General features: G+C 46.2%; 17 protein-coding genes. 9 read left to right on the plus strand and 8 right to left on the minus strand.

The window, feature by feature from the left end:
- Nucleotides 1-205: 205 nt before the first annotated feature.
- Nucleotides 206-1,876: an arginine--tRNA ligase gene (gene argS, locus AC6F33_RS16030; protein WP_255748769.1), complete on the minus strand. Its 1,671-nt coding sequence runs from the start codon at nt 1,874-1,876 to the stop codon at nt 206-208.
- Between the two features lie 88 nt (nt 1,877-1,964).
- Nucleotides 1,965-2,420: a YwiB family protein gene (locus AC6F33_RS16035; protein ID WP_255748768.1), complete on the minus strand. Its 456-nt coding sequence runs from the start codon at nt 2,418-2,420 to the stop codon at nt 1,965-1,967.
- Nucleotides 2,421-2,653: 233 nt separating this feature from the next.
- Between AC6F33_RS16035 and AC6F33_RS16040 the strand changes: the two genes are divergently transcribed.
- From AC6F33_RS16040 to AC6F33_RS16050, 3 genes are all read left to right on the plus strand, one after another.
- A complete protein-coding gene (locus AC6F33_RS16040; RefSeq protein ID WP_500777428.1) occupies nt 2,654-4,696 on the plus strand; it encodes a transglycosylase domain-containing protein in 2,043 nt (680 codons plus the stop codon).
- Between the two features lie 208 nt (nt 4,697-4,904).
- Complete coding sequence (locus AC6F33_RS16045; protein WP_255748766.1) at nt 4,905-5,354, plus strand: DMT family transporter; 450 nt, start codon at nt 4,905-4,907, stop codon at nt 5,352-5,354.
- Between the two features lie 69 nt (nt 5,355-5,423).
- Complete coding sequence (locus AC6F33_RS16050) at nt 5,424-5,891, plus strand: DMT family transporter (RefSeq protein WP_255748832.1); 468 nt, start codon at nt 5,424-5,426, stop codon at nt 5,889-5,891.
- A gap of 12 nt (nt 5,892-5,903) precedes the next feature.
- Here the strand turns inward: AC6F33_RS16050 and AC6F33_RS16055 are convergent, their stop codons facing one another.
- Entirely contained in the window at nt 5,904-6,434 is a 531-nt protein-coding gene (locus AC6F33_RS16055) for a YwhD family protein (protein WP_255748765.1), read from the minus strand.
- A 250-nt stretch (nt 6,435-6,684) separates the two neighbouring features.
- On the opposite strand from AC6F33_RS16055, the gene AC6F33_RS16060 reads away from it, so the two are divergent.
- The 3 genes from AC6F33_RS16060 to AC6F33_RS16070 all read left to right on the plus strand — a co-directional run bounded on the left by AC6F33_RS16060 (nt 6,685) and on the right by AC6F33_RS16070 (nt 8,578).
- Nucleotides 6,685-7,884: a glutathione synthase gene (locus AC6F33_RS16060; RefSeq protein WP_255748764.1), complete on the plus strand. Its 1,200-nt coding sequence runs from the start codon at nt 6,685-6,687 to the stop codon at nt 7,882-7,884.
- 183 nt (nt 7,885-8,067) lie between these two features.
- Nucleotides 8,068-8,298, plus strand: a complete 231-nt coding sequence (locus AC6F33_RS16065; RefSeq protein WP_500777429.1) for a hypothetical protein — start codon at nt 8,068-8,070, stop codon at nt 8,296-8,298.
- A gap of 52 nt (nt 8,299-8,350) precedes the next feature.
- Nucleotides 8,351-8,578, plus strand: coding sequence for a YdbC family protein (locus AC6F33_RS16070; RefSeq protein WP_255748762.1), 228 nt, complete (start codon nt 8,351-8,353; stop codon nt 8,576-8,578).
- Between the two features lie 94 nt (nt 8,579-8,672).
- Here the strand turns inward: AC6F33_RS16070 and AC6F33_RS16075 are convergent, their stop codons facing one another.
- The 4 genes from AC6F33_RS16075 to AC6F33_RS16090 form a co-directional block, all read right to left on the minus strand.
- On the minus strand, nt 8,673-9,194 hold the full coding sequence (locus AC6F33_RS16075) for a YwgA family protein (protein ID WP_255748761.1): 522 nt from the start codon (nt 9,192-9,194) through the stop codon (nt 8,673-8,675).
- 62 nt (nt 9,195-9,256) lie between these two features.
- On the minus strand, nt 9,257-10,555 hold the full coding sequence (locus AC6F33_RS16080) for an HD domain-containing protein (protein WP_255748831.1): 1,299 nt from the start codon (nt 10,553-10,555) through the stop codon (nt 9,257-9,259).
- Nucleotides 10,556-10,677: 122 nt separating this feature from the next.
- On the minus strand, nt 10,678-11,469 hold the full coding sequence (locus AC6F33_RS16085; RefSeq protein ID WP_255748760.1) for a PHP domain-containing protein: 792 nt from the start codon (nt 11,467-11,469) through the stop codon (nt 10,678-10,680).
- Nucleotides 11,459-12,142, minus strand: a complete 684-nt coding sequence (locus AC6F33_RS16090; RefSeq protein ID WP_255748759.1) for a YczE/YyaS/YitT family protein — start codon at nt 12,140-12,142, stop codon at nt 11,459-11,461. The genes AC6F33_RS16085 and AC6F33_RS16090 overlap by 11 nt, the downstream gene beginning before the upstream one ends.
- A 516-nt stretch (nt 12,143-12,658) precedes the next feature.
- On the opposite strand from AC6F33_RS16090, the gene ilvD reads away from it, so the two are divergent.
- From ilvD to AC6F33_RS16105, 3 genes are all read left to right on the plus strand, one after another.
- Entirely contained in the window at nt 12,659-14,386 is a 1,728-nt protein-coding gene (gene ilvD, locus AC6F33_RS16095; protein WP_255748758.1) for a dihydroxy-acid dehydratase, read from the plus strand.
- 86 nt (nt 14,387-14,472) lie between these two features.
- A complete protein-coding gene (locus tag AC6F33_RS16100) occupies nt 14,473-15,450 on the plus strand; it encodes a bile acid:sodium symporter family protein (protein ID WP_500777430.1) in 978 nt (325 codons plus the stop codon).
- A gap of 395 nt (nt 15,451-15,845) precedes the next feature.
- On the plus strand, nt 15,846-16,817 hold the full coding sequence (locus AC6F33_RS16105; protein ID WP_500777431.1) for a bile acid:sodium symporter family protein: 972 nt from the start codon (nt 15,846-15,848) through the stop codon (nt 16,815-16,817).
- A 63-nt stretch (nt 16,818-16,880) separates the two neighbouring features.
- Here AC6F33_RS16105 and AC6F33_RS16110 read toward each other — a convergent pair whose 3' ends face one another.
- Nucleotides 16,881-18,854, minus strand: a complete 1,974-nt coding sequence (locus AC6F33_RS16110) for a beta-glucoside-specific PTS transporter subunit IIABC (protein ID WP_500777432.1) — start codon at nt 18,852-18,854, stop codon at nt 16,881-16,883.
- Nucleotides 18,855-19,143 lie beyond the last annotated feature (289 nt).

The raw sequence follows: 19,143 nt of genomic DNA on the forward strand, positions 1-19,143 counted from the left end.
CCACTGGCTCGCTGTCTACGCTTAAAAACCAAAGTTGCCTTTCGTTCTCCAAGACTCGCTACGGATGAGTGGCTAGCTCTTTTTCCGACGGGCTTCCCACCCGCTATAAGGCACGACCTTGCTCGGTCGCTCTATACTTTCTTAATTTATGTGAGAAAAAACAGCCCCCCGATTAAAACGGGAGGCTGTTTTCTCTATTTCGTCATTACATTTTTTCCGGAGCATGTACACCGATCAATTCCATTCCGTTCTTCAATGTCGTGCGAACGGCTTTCATTAAAGCAACTCTAGCCTTGCTGAGCGGCACATTATTTTCATCGAGCACCTTCTCTGCATTGTAGAAGCTGTGCAGATATGAAGCAAGTTCAAATAAGTAGGCAGGAATATGCTGGATTGACAATTTTTGCGCACTGTCCGCAACAACCGCAGGGAAATCGCCAAGTTTCTTCAACAGATCAATTTCTTTTTCACCTGAGAGCAGATTCAAGTCAAGTTCTGCGACATTGTCATGCTCAAAGTCTTCCGCACGTTTCAGCATACTCGTGATGCGTGCATAGGCGTACTGCACATAGTAAACCGGATTTTCATTTGAATGAGAAATAGCCAAATCAAGATCGAAATCAAGATGGCTGTCCGAGCTGCGCATAGCAAAGAAGTAGCGTGCGGCATCGACACCGACATCCTCCATCAGTTCGCGCATCGTCACTGCTTTGCCTGTACGCTTGCTCATTTTGACCTTTTCTCCGTCCTTAAATAAATTCACAAGCTGAATGATCTGGACGGTTAATTGATCCGGGTTGTAGCCAAGCGATTGAATGGCTGCCTTCAGACGCGGCACATAACCATGGTGATCTGCACCGAGTACATCAATCAGCTGTTCAAAGCCGCGATCAAGCTTATCTTTATGGTAGGCAATGTCCGGTGTAAAGTAAGTATAGCTGCCGTCCGATTTGACGAGTACGCGATCCTTGTCATCACCGTATTCAGTGGTTTTCAGCCACAAAGCGCCGTCCTTTTCATAAGTTTCGCCCTTATTTTTCAAATAATCGAGCACAGCTTCAACTTTATTATCCTCATACAAAGAACGTTCAGAAAACCATTTATCAAAATGGACACGGAAATCTGCAAGATCCTTTTTGATTCCGCCCATAAGATGTTCGACGCCGAAGTTGCGGAAGAAACGCATGCGCTCTTCCTCCGGTTTTGCTGATAATGAATCGCCGTATTCTTCGACGAGCCGTTTCGCCAAGTCAATAATGTCTTTACCGTGATAACCGTTTTCCGGGATTTCTGCACTCTGCCCCAATTGCTGGAGATACCGCGCTTCAAGTGAGACCGCCAAATTTGTGATTTGGTTGCCGCCGTCGTTGATGTAATATTCCGGTACCGCTTGATATCCGGCCTTGTTCAGCAGCTTGCATAACGCATCGCCGACTGCCGCACCTCGCCCATGTCCCAGATGAAGACTTCCGGTCGGATTGGCAGAAACAAATTCGACAAGAATCTTCTTTCCTGCACCGGTATTCGATGCACCGTACGCATCGCCTTCTTCAATAATTGTTGGAATTAAATCCGTCAAGTATTGATTATCAAGGAAGAAGTTGATGAAACCCGGTCCTGCAATTTCAATTTTGCGGATATGTCCCTTTTTCTTATCAAAACTTGCAATTAATTCTTCGGCAATCTTTCTCGGCGCCTTTTTCGCAATCCGCGCTAGCTGCATCGCCATATTCGTTGCGAAGTCCCCATGAGCTTTGTCTTTCGGTGCCTCAAGCACAACATCCGGTACCTGCTCTTGTGCAGCAAGCCCCGCCTTGACCACTGCTTCTATAATTTCTTCCTTTAACTGATTCTTGACTTGTTCCACGATCGTCATTCTCTATAACCTCCAAAATTGCGTCTGATGCATCACTTGCATTGTTTTCTATAGTTGCACAGGGCAAAAAAAGAAATTGCCCTCGCGTTTATAAGCTGGCCCTATAATGATAGTCGAGCGTCATTCTCCCAACCGATTGTCCTTGAATGCTCAATGCATAGACAATCCGTACTGATCCCGAATCACCCGAAGAGTCAGTGATGGAATCAATGGTTTCGGCGGCAGCCTTTGTTTCCATGCGGCCATATTCCGTGTCGTATGTACCTGCTATGGTTTGCCCGACCATGAGCGGCTGCCTCATCGGCAAAGCACCTTTGCGCAAGATCAACGCTTCGCTGCCGCTGACTCGAATGGTATAGTCGGCCTGGCCAACGTCCGCGATCTTGGCACTGAAGACAAGATAAAGGCTGGATCCGCTTTCCCCAACCTTTCCCCGAACCACTGTGGTCGTTTTCTGCTGACGGTTCGATTCGCCCGGATCACTCATCCGGCTTGTAAAAACGATTTCAGCATTGCGCGTCTTCATGCGGCCGCCTTCCTTCATCCGTGCTCGTCTCCATACTTATACTACTATAAAAGATTGACTATCTGTGAGCAAGGTTAACCCGCTATTTTTCCCAGGATTCTATTTTTTTCTTGTATTTATACTCTAATTTGCACTTTATGCCACTCAATGTTTAGAATACAGCCGCTTTTTCCATAATGAGTACTAAAAATTGAAAGCACGCACGGCACCTCAAGGCTGCCTGCTTTTTCGGATTGAGGAGGTACTGATCGATGCACTTTGACATGAGGATCCGAAAAAGAAAGCATGTGATTACGCGATGGACGTTCTTAATCGCAGCACTTTGTCCCTTGCTCCTGCTGATTGGTTTCGTCGGGCTGCTCATATCTGCCAAGATTGCCGGGCCCATGGACATTCCCGTTGCCCGTCCCGCTGTTTTCTATGACCATAGCGGCCAATATATTGGAAAATGGGATACGACCAATAAGGAATGGATCGACAATGACAAGATGGCCCCATCGATTAAACTAGCGACACTCGCTATTGAGGACCGGCGTTTTTTCCGCCATCATGGATTCGATATCCGGCGAATCGCTCAATCCATTTTCATTGACATGCGCAGTTTCAGCAAAGCACAAGGGGCAAGTACAATCACGATGCAGTATGCGAAAAATGTTTTTTTAACCAATGATAAAACATGGCTGCGTAAATTCTCCGAAATGTTCTACACGGTTCGTCTGGAAATGAATGAATCGAAAAAAGACATTTTGGAGGGCTACTTAAACACGATCTATTATGGGCACGGTGCTTACGGAATTGAAGCCGCCTCGCAGATCTATTTTAATAAAAGCGCAAAGGATCTGTCCCTTGCCGAATCGAGTATGCTTGCGGGTATTCCGAATGGTCCCAGTCTTTATTCACCGTTTCAGAATTATAATCAGGCGAAAAGTCGGCAAAAGGTCGTCTTAAATGCAATGGTAAAGGCCGGATACTTGACAAAAAAGAGAGCGGAAATTGCCTTCCGATCGCCACTGCAGCTTGCGCAGAAGAAAAAAGCGAAGACCGTGGAGAAAGCACCCTATTTTCAGGATGCAGTACGGCATGAGCTGACCGAGCAGCTTCACATCAGTCGAAAAGAGCTGGCATCCGGAGGCCTCAAGGTCTACACAACATTGGATAACGAAACACAAGCAACAGCCGAGTTCTGGGTCAATCACACCATTCCGGACAAATCCAAACTTCAAACGGCTCTCGTCGCATTGGACCCTAAAACCGGAGGAGTTGTGGCAATGGTCGGTGGGCGCAACTATCAAAACAGTCCTTATAACCGGGCAACGAATGCAAAACGCGCACCCGGATCGGCATTCAAGCCTTTTCTGTATTACGCGGCTTTACGCAACGGCTTTACGCCTGCAACTCGTTTAAAAAGCGCGCCGACAGCGTTCACCTTTGACAACGGACATGCGAGCTACGCACCGAATAATTTCGGCGGTTATTACGCCAACAAGCCGATTACGATGGAACAAGCACTTGCCCTTTCCGACAATGTCTTCGCCGTTAAGACCCATTTAGCCATTGGCATGCAAAAAATGGTTGCGGCTGCTCGCGAGGCAGGCATTACAAGTGCACTCGCACCGATCCCGTCACTTGCGCTCGGTTCAAAACCGGTCAGTGTCCTGGAACTCGCCCGCGGCTATGCAACGCTCGCAAATCAAGGCGCACGTGTGAAGCCTTCGTTCATTACAAAGGTGACCGATGCCAAAGGACGAACCCTGTATGAATCTGAGCCATCAAAAAAGCAGGTACTCAATCGGCAAACCACATTCGTTCTGTCCCAGATGATGACCGGCATTTTTGATCGTCGTTTAAATGGGTACACACATGTAACCGGGAGCCAAGTATCCGGATGGCTGACCCATAAAATGGCCGCGAAAACCGGTTCGACATCTACGGACAGCTGGATGGCAGGATTTACACCGGATCTGGTCTCCACCGTGTGGGTCGGCTATGATCAAGGCGAAACAATCAGTACATACCCGGACACAGGCTATGCGAAAACGATTTGGAGCCACTTTATGGAGACGGCGCTTGAGGGAAAGCCGAAGAACTCGTTCAGACCGCCCAAAGGCGTTGTAAGTGTCAGCATTGATCCGAAAAGCGGGCTGCGTGCCGGCAAGGGCTGTACCGGGCGGCCAACCTATTTTATAAAAGGAACCGAGCCCACTGCCTATTGCGGTCAGGCGAAATCAAAACCTGAACAAAAACAGAAGAAGCAGCGCAGCTTTCTAGACCGCTTGTTTCATTGGTGGAAATAAACACGGTCATGCGAGCTTTGAAATTATTTCAGTTCACTGGCAAGTAAACGGTTCCGATAAACCAACAGACCTTTTCGTTCAATCGCGAGAAGGTCTGTTTCTGTTTGAATTTGAAAATTTTTTTCCAATCATAATTCATTTTATTTCTCAATTGCGAAGATCTTCTCTTATACTTAGACCATTAAGCAAAAGATGAGAGGTCACAACAATGATCATTTTATTTTTAATTGGCGGTTTAATTGCCGGTGGCATTATACCCGTCCAGACGTCAATTAATTCTCGGCTTGGCAAAGAAGCCGGTTCGCCATTTCTCGCTTCGTTTATTTCTTTTTTCACCGGGACACTGACTTTAGTGATCCTATCACTTGCTATCGATCATCGTCTGACCTTCGCTGCGAAGTCTTTCCTCACTCACCCGTGGTGGATCTGGATTGGGGGCGGCATACTGGGCGTCTTCTATTTGACAACAAATATCCTGCTGCTTCCACGGCTTGGCGCAGCCTTGACTGTAGTCGCTACATTGGTGGGGCAAATGATTATGGCGATCGCCATTGATCAATTCGGCTGGTTCAACGTGCCTGTGCACGAATTGAATATTCCGCGCCTGATCGGTATTGCCTGTATGTTCGTCGGCGTGTTTTTAATCAAGAAATTCTAAGGAGACAGCATCATGAAACAACAAAACAATTCAAGTACGATGAGTCGCCTGCAAGATAATGGAGACAGCATGAAGCAAAGAAACTATTTGCTTGGTATCTTATTTCTCCTATGGGGAGTAGTTGCGGGAATGGCATCCCCTGTTCAGACATCAGTAAATACACAGGTCCGCTATGCCGTTCAATCGCCATTTATTGCCTCGCTTATTTCATTCACGATTGGGACATGTATTCTGGCATTGCTCACGCTGCTCGTCGATCACAGGATAAAAGTAGATCTGAAAATGATCCCGCGTGCACCGAAATGGATATGGACGGGCGGCATGCTCGGCGTCGTCTTTGTCACATCCAATATTCTGCTGCTTCCGGTACTCGGCTCCGCATTAACTGTGGTGTCGGTACTTTGCGGACAAATGATTCTCGCCATGATCGTCGACCACTTCGGCTGGTTCGGCGTCGCTGTGCACCGGTTGAACGGACCTCGTGCCGCCGGTCTCGTGTTGATGATCGTTGGGATTCTGCTGATTCAGCATTTTTAATCTTGACAGCCGTTATTCGGCATTAAGCTGAGCTTTCAGTTCAGGATTTGCCTGTTCCCATTGCTTCGGCGCGACACTGATTAAAAAGTCACGGAGTACTTTTTTCGATTGAGCATCCATCTCATCAAGGACAACTTTGCCTTTGAGCGCTTTATCCATTTTATTCACATGATCGGCGAGTACTTTATATCCGCGCTTAATTTCGCGGTGAATGATCATTTCGGCAGCTGCGGCGCCTGAATAGCGTGGTCCGTCTTTTGTCACTTCCGTGTTCACCCAGACGAGCCAGTACTTTTTCCCGCCGCCTTGAAGATCTTCTTTATTTGCTGAAAAACGGATTCTCCGCTCAATATCACTGCGGGCATGAAGCGCTCCAATATCAACTTGGGCCGTACCTGCTTCGACATCAACGATAACGGGAGACATATTATCCAAGTTAATTAATCCGGCACCAAAACCGCCGTGTCCCTTCGTTGAATCGCCTTTAATTATATTAAAGCCTGATTTTTTACCATCTTGATGAAAAATATCCAAATGGTTCACCCTTTCTAAACGTGATTAATCTCACTGAGGTTATTTTATCATATTGGTGTCCTCAGCGCTCACTGAGCGAAATGCACCATGACCGGACACCTTTTTCACTGCTGAAGCATTATTTAAGATATATTATAAACTGGGTGTTGAGAAAGGTAGCGGCGCACCAATCGAAATTATTGAATCATGATGCCGCATCCTATAGACTCGAAAGTAGTATAACACCATAAAGGCTTACTAAAGAATGAGAGGGAATACTATGCGCATGAAAAGGCCATTCGCTATTGCTCAATTATCTGCCTGCGGACAATTCGGCTTGGAGCGCGAGAACTTGAGAATTGATAAAAGCGGCTCACTTGCGCTGACCCCGCATCCGCATGTGTTCGGCAGCAAGCTGACCAATTCTGAGATCACAACTGATTTTTCAGAGAGTCAAATTGAATTAGTCACGCCGGTTGCATCGTCCATTGAGGAAATGCTCGCCCTTGAAGAACGATTGACCAAAACGGTCTATGCAGGTATTGGTGATGAGCTGCTTTGGCCGCTGAGCGCTCCCCCTTCCCAGCTTCCACCCGAAGAGCAGATTCCGATCGCTGATTTCGGATCGGAAGGCAAGGATAAAACAGACTATCGGATCTATCTTTCAAAGAAATACGGACGCAAGAAACAACTCTATTGCGGTATTCATTTTAATTTTTCTTTTCCGGAACATCTATTTGCAGGTCCGGACGCTCGCAGCCGTTTCTATCTTAATCTTGTCGCCGCAGCGCTCCGTCATCGCTATTTTCTCGTCCATCTGCTTGCGGCGAGCCCAGAACAAATTGGGTCTGTCTGTTACCGATCGGTGAGACTAAGCGCACACGGCTACAAAAATATTGATCCTGTGTACCCTGATTATTCAAGTCCGGAGGCATACATTCAATCACTCCGGTCTGCTGTTGAACAAGGGCTGATTGAAAGTCCTCGCGAACTCTATCAACTCGTCCGGATTAAAGGAGATGGCTTTGAAGATCTTACGAACCGCCCAAACGCCAGCCGTGTCGAGTTACGGATTGCTGATCTCAACCCTCTTTATCGAACAGGCATTAATCCAAACGATCTTTATTTAATGCATCTTTATTTGCTTTGGTGTGCGCATCTTGACTATGACGCATTTACTATAGCCGATCAAAAAGATGCGGAAGCGTTATCGGATGAAGCAGCACACATCCACGTTTCCGGTCAATTTGCCAGCAGAATGGACGCCGTGTTTGACGCATTGCGAACGTTCATCAATGAACACAGCTTATTGCCCGTTTATGCAAAAGCACTTCACGATGCAGAAGCCCGCTGGAACAATGAACAGCTGAGTTATGCAGCACGCGTTCGTTCTGAATGTGCGAACGATTCGTCGGCACCCATGAGCTGGGCTAAGCGCATGAAAGACGCATACTTGAATCCTTCACGTTCATGCCGATAACTCACACGAACTCATTTACGATCAGATATCTCAGTCATTGCCAAATACGGATACAACCCTTATTCTAAATGAAGGAGTGTCCCGGAATGCGGAGAAGCCTTCTCATACTCAGGCGTTTTGCCGCAGTATGTTTGCCAGCTTATCGGGCATAGCTATGTTTGTTTTCTGGAGGATTCGTAAAGCATGATCTTGGTGAGATGCATCAAAAGTGTGTATGGAGAAACGGTTGAAGTACCCATTGATTTTTTTGAAACACGGCTGCTTTTTAAGGTAAATAATTTTTACATGGCTGAGCAAGACAACGAAGGCCATTTGATCACGCAAGACGAAGAGGGCGAGCCGCATATTATCGCCGACAGCAATGAACTTTTAAGCGGCGGGTCTTGGTTTCATGAGCATTTTATTCTTTTATAACAGCAGCACTCTGTCTGCCTGATTGAACCATTACGCGTTGGGGGATATGGAAATGAGCAGCATCCAGTTTGAAATCGTTAAGAAGATCGGACAATTGACCGAATCATCAAGCGGTTGGTCGAAACAGCTGAACATGATCAGTTGGAACGGACGCGCACCAAAATACGACTTGCGCGATTGGGCTCCGGACGGAGAGAAAATGGGCAAAGGTATTACACTGAATGTAGAGGATCTTAAAGCACTCAAGCAGCTACTGAATCAACTCGACGAACTGAATTAACCTAAACAGGCGGATGGCTTTTTGCCATCCGCCTGTATTTAATCGAGTTTCTTTTTTCTCTGTATTTTCATGCCAAGCAAAAGTTGTCGCCGTTTTATTGTGAAACGGGCATTTCAATAGATTGGAGCATGTGAAGTTCATCAATGAAGGCAAGCACATGCTCCAAATTTTCCCCCACTGATTCATTATTCAATGCCTTTGCTTTTTCGATAGCCTCAATTCGAGGCAGATAATCGAAGTAAAGCAGAATGGCAACCGCTTCAAGGAACCAAGTATTTTGGTTCATGACTTGCTCCGTGAGCCTGCGCACAGTCGGCAGAACATTTTTATAATGAGTCAAAAACCCTTCACCGGCTTCTGAGAGCCGATAAAAGCACGTCTCTTCCTCTTCGTTACGATCCTCTCGATCTTCGATTAAAAATCCGAAATCACATAATTCCTCAAGCTGAATCGACAATTCTTCTGAATAAGGTCCGCTGAAGTGAAAGTGAAAAATCTGCTGAAAAGGATAGCCAAGCCTTTGAAAGATATAGACCGCTTTTTGAAGTTTTTTACGTCCGGAGATTCCACCTGTTTGATTAATTAATGCAGCAATTTTTGCGTGGTCTTCCAACATGTTTCATTTTCCCCCATGTAACATGATCTCTTTTTTTAACACATGACCTTGTATGCAGCTTCTTAGATGCCTAAAATTTCTTGTATCCGTTCTCTATATGGCGAGTGCTCCGGCAAATCAAACACTCGATCCTTCGGATAATACAATTTGACGTCGGTACGCCGCTTGCCGGTAATTGATCCGACAACATCGGATTCTTGAGACAGTTCATGAAGTGTTCCGTCCGGCATGAGCAATTGAATCGGCTGACGCTCCCCTTCTTCACCCGGCCGATAGAGATCATAAGGTGAATTCGACGATGAATCAATCTCCAAATAGTAGTCTGGATCAATTCCTGCGTCTCGAAAAGCTCCTGCAAGCTGATCCTTAGATTCGATCAATGAAGGTGTAAACTCTACATATTTAAACAATCGGCGATTCATGAAACGGAAGCACAAATCGCTGAGAATCGGATCTTTCTCCTCCTGCCAAGCCTGAAAAAAGTAAAGGATCACAGACTCATCCAGTTTCAGATAGTCTTTGAGCGTCATTTCCCCTTTAAAGATCTTTATCAACGGATACGGCGCATATTTAAAACGAAATCCCTCATGATACAGCACTTTTGCTCGGTGGAGAATTTGTGTGAGAATAACTTCTGCGCTGCGCGTCACCGGATGGAAATAGACCTGCCAATACATCTGGTAACGACTCATGATATAATCTTCTACTGCATGCATCCCCGAAAATTTAAAAACAATTTGGTCATCCTGCGTGCGCATCACGCGCCAAATACGTTCCATGTCAAAATGGCCGTAGCTCACACCGGTGAAATAGGCATCACGAAGCAGATAGTCCATACGGTCAGCATCAATCTGACTGGAAATCAAACTGACAACGAGTCGATTGGGATACGTTTTGCCAATCACATCGGCAACTTTTTCAGCAAAGCCTTCGCCCTGCTCTTCTAGCAAACGATGTATTTCCGTATCGCCCAGGATTATTTTTTGCGTGTATTCTTCATGGTTCGTTCCAAACACTTTCTCAAAGGAATGGGAAAAAGGCCCATGGCCCACATCATGAAGAAGCGCCGCGCAAAGAGCGATCATCGTCTCCGAATCATCCCAATGATTCCTGTATTTAAAAATATCGATGACACGTCTCGCAATTTCATAAACGCCCAGTGAATGACCGAAACGACTGTGTTCTGCTCCGTGAAACGTCAGAAATGTCGTACCGAGCTGTCGAATTCGCCTTAAGCGTTGAAATTCCGGTGTTCCGATCAGATCCCAAATCAATCGATCACGAACATGAATATAGCGATGTACGGGATCCTTAAACACCTTTTCTTCATTCAATTTCTGAAATGAGCGGGTCAACACCATCACGTCCTATTTGCAGCTCGTGCAGACAGGATCCTCGTCCCAGTCAATCACGATGTACTGCGATCATTATAACTTGATTGGACAGAAAATGAAAACAGAGTATTCACCGAAGCACTTCATAATCAGCTCATCGGTTCATCGACCATTCGTTTCCTGTTTTTAAAATAAACAGGGGTCAGACTATATTCTTTTGCCATCGCTGCGCCAAGCGGGTACTTGATGCCAATGGTGTCCGGAGAATGGTTGTCGCCGCCAATGGTTACATACTGGCCACCTAATTCTCGATAGCGGCGGACGATGCTTTCGAGCCCCTCACGAAAACCGCTCTGATCAATCAGACGAAGATTGATTTCAAGACAAATATCGTTTTCAATCAGCGTGCTGAGAAAATTATCGATTAAAAGCGGGAAATCTTCATAACGAAGCACATTGTCGGAATAATTCAGGTAGCGGCACGGGTAATCAATATGAGCAAATGTATCGATATATGGATTGCGATGGATCGTGTGCTCGGCATAGATCAGATACTGCGTAAAGAAGTCCTGTTTGCTTAGAAAATTCTTCGCGCGGTCCGTATAAAGGTCAAAGTCCTGCAGATTATGCACGGACCCGATAACCATATCAAACGGATGAGCTTCGATAATTGCACGATTGCGTGCGACATAGTCGGGACGATTGTCCAAACCAAGCTCAATGCCCAGTAGAAGATGCTCGCCTCTGTAAGCGGAGTAGGTATCGAAATATTGCTTAATCTCAAAATCAACCGGAGTGCCATCATCCTGGCGTTCATTTAAATCATAGTGTTCTGTAACTACCAAATTCATAGCATAGCGGGAAGCTTTCTTGAGCGCTTCCTCAATATCCATTTCCGCGTCAAATGAAAAACGGGTATGATTGTGTGTATCAAAGACCATGTTGATTTGTTCCTCCATTCATCGGTTCTTTTTTGCTGAAAATTCTGGTGAACATGTGGCGATCCAAATAGATATGATGAACATTTTTCACGTCAAATCGGAAGAGCTTGAAGGTCGCCTGTACAAAAATACCGATCAGTGACACCATGACCACTGTACCGATACCAACAGAACCGCCAAGCAGCCAGCCGATAATCAGCGCCACCCCTTCATTCACCGTTCGAATCAAACGCACGGATTGATGTGTTTTGCGAGCCACAACAACCATAAGACCATCTCTTGGCCCAGCACCAAACCCTGCGCTTATGTACAAATAGGTTCCTAAGCTGATAATGGCCAAACCGATAAGAACCATCAACAGCTGCTCGACAAAATGAGAGGCAGTTGGAACGAGGTGGCCGAGCATCAGCATATCCATAAATAATCCGATGAACAGCATGTTCGCCAATGTACCGAAACCGATTTTTTCTCCGAGTATTCTGTTCAAGATGACAATAATAAAGGCTACGAAAATATTGGCCAAGCCGATTGTTATGGGAAAGGTTCTTGAAAGTCCTTGATGGAGCACGTCCCATGGCTGCAGACCTAAATTAGCGTTAATGGTACATACCGCCCCAAGTGCGAATAAAAAAAGGCCAGCAAATAATTTTATTAGATTAACGATTAGTTTCAAGAAACAGCCTCCCACCGTCCACCATTTTGCCCGAACAGATTATATGCTCATCAGTACTGCTTATATCTTTCCAGTATAAAAGTAAATAGAATTTGAAACAACGAAAGTGAAAAATTAATTCGTCTAAGATGTGCCTTACCTGCAAAAAAATTGCATCTATTTTGATCAGTTTCGTTCCTCCATCAGCACCTATCCCGTTCATCCTTTCAACAATTATTGTCCGAATTCCCCTTGCATATGAAAAGCAGTTTCAACAAAAATGATGTTGACGGATCATTTCGCTAGTGTTATATTTTGTTGTACAAAATTTCTTAATATTTAAGAGGTTGATCACTATGTCATTTCTATCCTACCTACGAGTCTTGATTATTACCTAGGGCCTTGGCAATCGTTGAAAAAATTCAATCGATTGTCCGGGTCCTCCTTGGCGTAGGTGGGAGTCGGACAGAACTCCCATTCATCTTGAATGGGAGTTTTTTATTCGGCAATTTTCAAAAACAGAAAGGATGAGAGAGATTGAGAAGCGATGAAATCAAGAAAGGCGTGGATCGTGCTCCTGCAAGAAGCCTGCTCAGGGCTACAGGCGTCGTAAGGAATGAAGAGGATATGCACAAACCCTTTATTGCGGTATGCAATTCCTATGTGGATATCGTTCCGGGGCATGTCCATCTTCGCGAACTTGCCGATGTAGCAAAAGAAGCCATTCGAGAAGCAGGCGGAATTCCATTTGAATTTAATACCATCGGTGTCGATGACGGCATCGCCATGGGCCATATCGGCATGCGCTACTCGCTCCCCAGTCGCGAACTAATTGCAGATGCGGCAGAAACAATGATCAACGCTCACTGGTTTGACGGTGTGTTCTACATCCCTAACTGTGACAAAATCACACCAGGCATGATGCTGGCGGCTGTTCGCACCAATGTACCATCAATTTTCTGTTCCGGCGGGCCCATGAAGGCGGGACTGTCTGCTCAAGGCAAGGCACTGACTTTATCCTCGGTCTTCGAAAGCGTTGGCGCATTTAAAGAGGGACAGATAACAAAGGATCAATTCTTAGATATCGAAGCCTCTGCCTGTCCGACCTGCGGATCGTGCGCCGGCATGTTTACGGCCAATTCCATGAACTGCCTGATGGAAATGGTCGGCGTCGCGCTTCCCGGCAACGGAACCGCTCTCGCCGTTTCTGAGGAAAGGCGCGACTTAATTCGTCAATCCGCGTCCAAGCTCATGGAGCTCATAAAAAAAGACATTCGTCCGCGTGACATCATTACCCCGGAAGCAATCGACGATGCTTTTGCCCTTGATATGGCTATGGGCGGATCGACAAATACCGTCCTCCACATGCTTGCCGTAGCCTCTGAATCAGGTATCGATTATGACCTCAATCGAATCAACGAGGTTGCAAAAAAGGTTCCGTACTTGGCGAAAATTGCCCCGAGCTCAGCGTTCTCAATGCAGGATGTGCATGAAGCCGGAGGCATCTCGGCTATCATCAAGACACTGGTTGATATGGGCCATGTTATCCATCCCGACCGCATCACAGTATCCGGTCAAACGCTCAGAGAAAATGTGGCTGAGGCAAAAATCAAGAATCCTAAGGTCATTCATCCGCTGGAAGATGCCTACAGCAAAAACGGCGGCCTGTCCGTTCTCTTTGGCAATGTCGCGCCAAAAGGCGCCGTGATCAAAGTCGGCGGTGTTGACCCTTCTGTAAAAACGTTCACAGGAAAAGCAATCTGCTTTAATTCCCACGATGAGGCCGTCGAAGCGATTGACAACCACACCGTGCGCAAAGGTCATGTTGTCGTCATCCGTTATGAAGGACCAAAAGGCGGTCCGGGCATGCCTGAGATGCTGGCACCGACCTCATCAATTGTCGGACGCGGTCTTGGAAAAGATGTCGCTTTACTAACCGACGGACGTTTTTCCGGTGCAACGCGCGGTATTTCCGTCGGGCATGTATCTCCGGAAGCTGCATCCGGCGGGCCAATTGCTCTTGTCAAGGACGGCGACACCATTACGATCGATCTGACCAACCGCACGGTACATCTTGATGTGACCGATGAAGAACTGGCAGAGCGTCGCCAAACATTAAAGCCGTTTGTTCCTAAGGTCCGTTCCGGTTATCTTGCACGTTACGCTGCACTCGTCACCTCTGCGCATACCGGCGGCGTGATGCGACTGCCTGAAGCTTGGTCTGAAGCCGGTACAACAGAAAAAGAAAAACAACCGGTCAAATAAACAGAAGCGATAATCTTAAAAAAAAACAGAGGATTATCAGCTAAAAAATATAAAGGATGCACGAAAACAGAGAGGATGTTTTAATAATGAAGGCTATTGTCGCTACAGGACAATTTTTAGGTAAATATTTTTCACTATTCGTATTAGCTGCCGCAGCTGTCAGCTATTTTCAGCCAGGCGTCATCACATGGGTGCTCCCATATGTCAATTACCTACTCGGCATCATCATGTTCGGGATGGGCATGACTCTGAAGAAATCCGATTTTGCCGCTGTATTTAAGCGTCCAAAGGATGTCATCATCGGTGTCTGTGCACACTACTTAATCATGCCGCTCATTGCCTTTGCACTTTGCTTTGCATTTCAACTGCCGCCCGCGGTCGCTGTCGGCGTAATCCTTGTCGGCTGCTGTCCAAGCGGAACGGCGTCCAACGTTATGTGTTTCCTTGCAAAGGGTGATGTCGCGCTTGGTGTCTCAATTGGTGCAGTGTCCACATTAATCGCGCCGGTCATGCTGCCTTTTATTCTTTGGCTGCTTGCAGGACATTGGGTTAAAATCCCGACCACCTCGCTTTTCATAAGCGTCGTTGAAATCGTCATCGTGCCGATCGTTCTCGGCGTTCTTGTCAATACCTTCTTTGGCAAAAAGGTACACAAGGTAACAGAAGCGTTACCGCTCGTATCAACGGTTGCTATTATTCTGATCGCAGGCGGTGTGGTTGCAGCTTCAAATAAAAACGGCGATTTGCTGACCGCCGGTACATTAATCATTATACCTGTTGTCATGCTTCATAATCTGCTTGGCTACGCATTAGGCTTCTTCTTCAGCCGCCTGCTCGGCATGAATCACCCGAAGAGCCGGGCAATTACATTTGAAGTCGGTATGCAGAATTCAGCACTTGGTGTCGCTCTTGCCATGGCGTTCTTCTCGCCTGCCGCCGCAATACCTGCAACACTGTTCAGTATCTGGCACAACATGTCCGGTTCTCTGCTCGCTTCTTATTGGGCCGGAAAACAAAAGGCTGAGAAGACAGCACCAAAGGTTGATGCTGTCACAACACAATAATCGGTGTAGTGAAACGCCCTATAATTTTGATGGCCTAGCAAGGATAAAGACAGTTTGTTCAGAATATGCTAAATTGCGTTGACTTTGTCTTTCGCAAATGCTATATTCCTAGCACCAAATTTATTCTTTAAAAGTTTTACCGGATCCGCCCAATCAGATACAAGCCAAAATTGTTTGATTCCCTAAGAATCAAGGCATTCGTTGACTAAATTACGTATGACTGGGTTTTCATCGCAATAAGGGGTTCGGAAAAAGTCCCCGTTCACAGCAAACGGGGACTTTTTTAGCAAAGGGAAAGGAGTGTCTGGGGACGATTTTGACGGAAAAAAGCAATTCTTGGTACGTAAGTTTCTGAGTGACCAAAAACAGACGAAAACAGAAGGGATGTATTTTCATTGAAGACAATCTCTAGAATCGGCGCCTTTTTAAGCGCTCAATTTATATGGTTTGTTCTCGCCGCTGCCACCATTGCCTATTTTCACCCAAGTCTTGCCGCATGGGTCGTTCCTTATGTTCCTTACTTGCTTGGTGTTGTCATGTTCGGGATGGGTATGACACTTAAACGATCCGATTTCTCAGGCGTGTTCAAGGCGCCGAAAGAAGTAACTCTTGGCATCATCGCTCACTATCTGATCATGCCTGTCTGCTCATTTGCTGTTTGCGCCCTTTTTCAGCTGCCCGATGCGGTCGCAGCCGGAGTTATTCTCGTCGGCTGCTGTCCAAGCGGAACGGCTGCGAATGTCATGTGCTACCTATCCAAAGGAGATGTCGCACTTGGTGTTTCAATCGGTACAATGACAACATTCATCGCTCCGGTACTGCTCCCTGTTCTTCTGCTCTTACTAGCAGGACATTGGGTGAGCATCCCTGTTCTCTCATTGTTTATTAACGTGCTTGAAGTTGTTGTTCTGCCGGTCGTTCTCGGCCTTGCCGTAAATGCCTTTCTGGGAGAAAGAATTGCAAAAGCAACTGCCGCTCTTCCGCTTGTCTCAACATCAGCCATTCTTCTGATCATTGGTGGTGTTGTAGCGGCAAACAGTGCGCGTCTGTTTGCACCGGAAATGCTCGTCCTGATCCCGGTTGTTATACTCATTAATGTGCTTGGCACAGCGCTCGGCTTTCTTGTCGGCAAACTGTTCGGCGTCAACCAGGTCAAAAACCAGGCGATTACCTTTGAGGTTTCTACTCAAAATTCCGCACTCGGTCTTTCGCTTGCTCTGCTCTTCTTCTCTCCGGCTGCAGCCGTGCCCGGCACTCTGTTCAGTGTTTGGCAAAATATTGCCGGGCCCATGCTTGCCTCTTATTGGGCAGGAAAAACGGCTAAAGATGAGGCTTTAAAATCCGGACAAGCACCGGATCCGGCTTGAAAATAAATGGAATACAAAACCCGTGAACCGATTTGGCTCACGGGTTTTGTTTGCTTTTATTACTTATTTATAGATCCGAATCAGCGCTTCTTCTGAAGACGCTGGTTTTCTCGTTTCAGGGACAACAGCTTCATACTCATTTGTATTGGTAACCAAGATCATGGTCGTCGTATCATAACCGGCTTCTTTAATTTTGTCCGGATCAAAGACTACCAGAACATCGCCTTTTTTTACCTTTGCCCCAGCTTCAACCTTTGGAGCAAAATGTTCACCTTTGAGTTCAACCGTATTAATGCCAATGTGGATCAGAAGCTCTGCACCAGATTCGGCTTTAATTCCGTAAGCGTGCCCTGTTGGAAACGCCACGGTCACTTCACCGTCGACCGGAGATACGCATGTGCCGTTTGCCGGAATCACTCCGATTCCCGCACCCATCGCTCCGGAACTGAAAACCGGATCATTGACCTTCGCAATCGGTACCGGTTGACCCACAATTGGACTGAAGACCGTATCAACTAAGGTTAATTTTGATGTATCGATCTCTGGACCTGCTGATTCAACGGCAGCAGCCGCCTCATCCTGATCGTCCAATCCGAGTTTAGCCGTTTTTTTCTCAGTAAGACTCTTCTTTCCGGAAGTCACCTTCGCAAATAATTTCTCCGTGTTGTTCTCGTTAAATCCAAAGATGAGGACAAGCAGAAATGAACTGAGCAGAGCAACAACAAAGCCGATGCTTGCCCAAACAATACTCGAATTTTTACCAATGAAAAGCGGCATCTCAAAAATGTTCATAATCGGTGTATAGCTAAAACATTTCACACCGGCCGCACTGACTACGGCACCGCCAAGCGCACCGCCGACAAGCCCGAAAATAAAGCCTTTTTTATATTTTAAGTTAATGCCGTAGATGGCCGGTTCAGTAATTCCGAAAAATCCGCTGATTGCGGCCGAAATGGCAATTTCTCTGTTCTTCATTTTTTTCGCCTTAAAGATCGATCCGGCAACCGCACCGAACTGTCCGGCGACGGCAACCAGCATAACTGCAAGCAGCGTATCGTAACCATACGTTTGAACATTGATCATCGATATCGGCAAAATGCCCCAGTGCAAGCCGAAAATAACAAAGATTTGGAAGGTTGCGCCTAAAATGCCTCCTGCAATCAGCGGGCTTAATTCATATAGAAATTTATAGCCGTATGCTAAACCCGTTCCAAGAGCTGTCCCGAGCGGGCCGATCACTAAGAATGTCAGCAGGCCGGCAACAATCAACGTGAGAAAAGGAACGAAGACGAGCTGCATCACTGCAGGCAAATGTTTTTTAAACCAGCGCTCAACATGACTTTCCAGCCAAATGGCAAGAATCGTCGGAATAACTGCTCCGCCATAAGTCTTAAAGTTAACCGCGTAGTCCCATAGATGAGCCACCTTAGGAATTTGACTGTCCGTAAGCGGATAAATCATCGCGGCCGCAAGAGCAACGGCAATATATCTATTTGTGTTGAACTTATCTGCAGCAGTGATCGCAATAAAAATCGGCAGCAAGGTGAACACGCCGCTTGCTAATGTGTTGATGATAAGAAAAATCGGTGAGTTTGCCGGAAGCCAATGAAATGTCGCAATGAGAATCGCGACACCCTTCAATACGCCGACACCTGCGAGAACGGAAATAAATGGTGTAAAAATACCGGAAATAACAGCAACAAAACGCTCAAACCAGTTTTCCGATTGAGCAGGCTCTTCGTCGTCGGATTGATCCGCGGAAGATTTACTGTCCACCGCACTAAAACCGTATTTTTCCATGATCGCTTCATAGACAGGCACTACTTCGTCGCCAATAACAACCTGATACTGGCCGCCGGCACTGACTGCTGTGAGTACATTGGGCAGATCTTCAAGGATTTCCTTATTGGCCTTGCTTTGATCGTTAAGCCTAAAACGCAGCCGTGTCGCACAATGGATCAAGGACTTAACGTTCTCCTTGCCCCCGACATTAGCGACAATATCCATCGCTAATTGGCTGTAATCCTTCTTACCCATTTAAGAGGCCCCCTATTAACCGTTTTCATTAATGAGTGATAAAAAAAGATCCGCTCATATCATCTTTGTTTTAAATAGAAGTTCATGAATCAATAAATGTGCCCAAATGGCTGTTCAGGTGATTAATTGAGCGAGTTCAGTGTAAAATAAAAACGCTTTCGTGTCAAATTAATTTTCATGAAAATTATTTTTTTATTATCATTTTCAACAGATTCTTGAACAAGCAGTTTCCGAGAAAAACAGTCCACAAGTACCAATTAAAAAAATCACCGGTCTCCCGATGATCTGA

It is taken from the genome of Sporolactobacillus sp. BBK16-2, from assembly GCF_059878335.1.

What these genes read in the sequence shown, in the direction of transcription:
- argS (WP_255748769.1), bottom strand. Translation starts at nt 1,876, where the DNA reads ATGACGATCGTGGAACAAGTCAAGAATCAGTTAAAGGAAGAAATTATA.
- AC6F33_RS16035 (WP_255748768.1), bottom strand. Translation starts at nt 2,420, where the DNA reads ATGAAGGAAGGCGGCCGCATGAAGACGCGCAATGCTGAAATCGTTTTT.
- AC6F33_RS16040 (WP_500777428.1), top strand. Translation starts at nt 2,654, where the DNA reads ATGCACTTTGACATGAGGATCCGAAAAAGAAAGCATGTGATTACGCGA.
- AC6F33_RS16045 (WP_255748766.1), top strand. Translation starts at nt 4,905, where the DNA reads ATGATCATTTTATTTTTAATTGGCGGTTTAATTGCCGGTGGCATTATA.
- AC6F33_RS16050 (WP_255748832.1), top strand. Translation starts at nt 5,424, where the DNA reads ATGAAGCAAAGAAACTATTTGCTTGGTATCTTATTTCTCCTATGGGGA.
- AC6F33_RS16060 (WP_255748764.1), top strand. Translation starts at nt 6,685, where the DNA reads ATGCGCATGAAAAGGCCATTCGCTATTGCTCAATTATCTGCCTGCGGA.
- AC6F33_RS16065 (WP_500777429.1), top strand. Translation starts at nt 8,068, where the DNA reads ATGATCTTGGTGAGATGCATCAAAAGTGTGTATGGAGAAACGGTTGAA.
- AC6F33_RS16070 (WP_255748762.1), top strand. Translation starts at nt 8,351, where the DNA reads ATGAGCAGCATCCAGTTTGAAATCGTTAAGAAGATCGGACAATTGACC.
- AC6F33_RS16075 (WP_255748761.1), bottom strand. Translation starts at nt 9,194, where the DNA reads ATGTTGGAAGACCACGCAAAAATTGCTGCATTAATTAATCAAACAGGT.
- AC6F33_RS16080 (WP_255748831.1), bottom strand. Translation starts at nt 10,555, where the DNA reads ATGGTGTTGACCCGCTCATTTCAGAAATTGAATGAAGAAAAGGTGTTT.
- AC6F33_RS16085 (WP_255748760.1), bottom strand. Translation starts at nt 11,469, where the DNA reads ATGGTCTTTGATACACACAATCATACCCGTTTTTCATTTGACGCGGAA.
- AC6F33_RS16100 (WP_500777430.1), top strand. Translation starts at nt 14,473, where the DNA reads ATGAAGGCTATTGTCGCTACAGGACAATTTTTAGGTAAATATTTTTCA.
- AC6F33_RS16110 (WP_500777432.1), bottom strand. Translation starts at nt 18,854, where the DNA reads ATGGGTAAGAAGGATTACAGCCAATTAGCGATGGATATTGTCGCTAAT.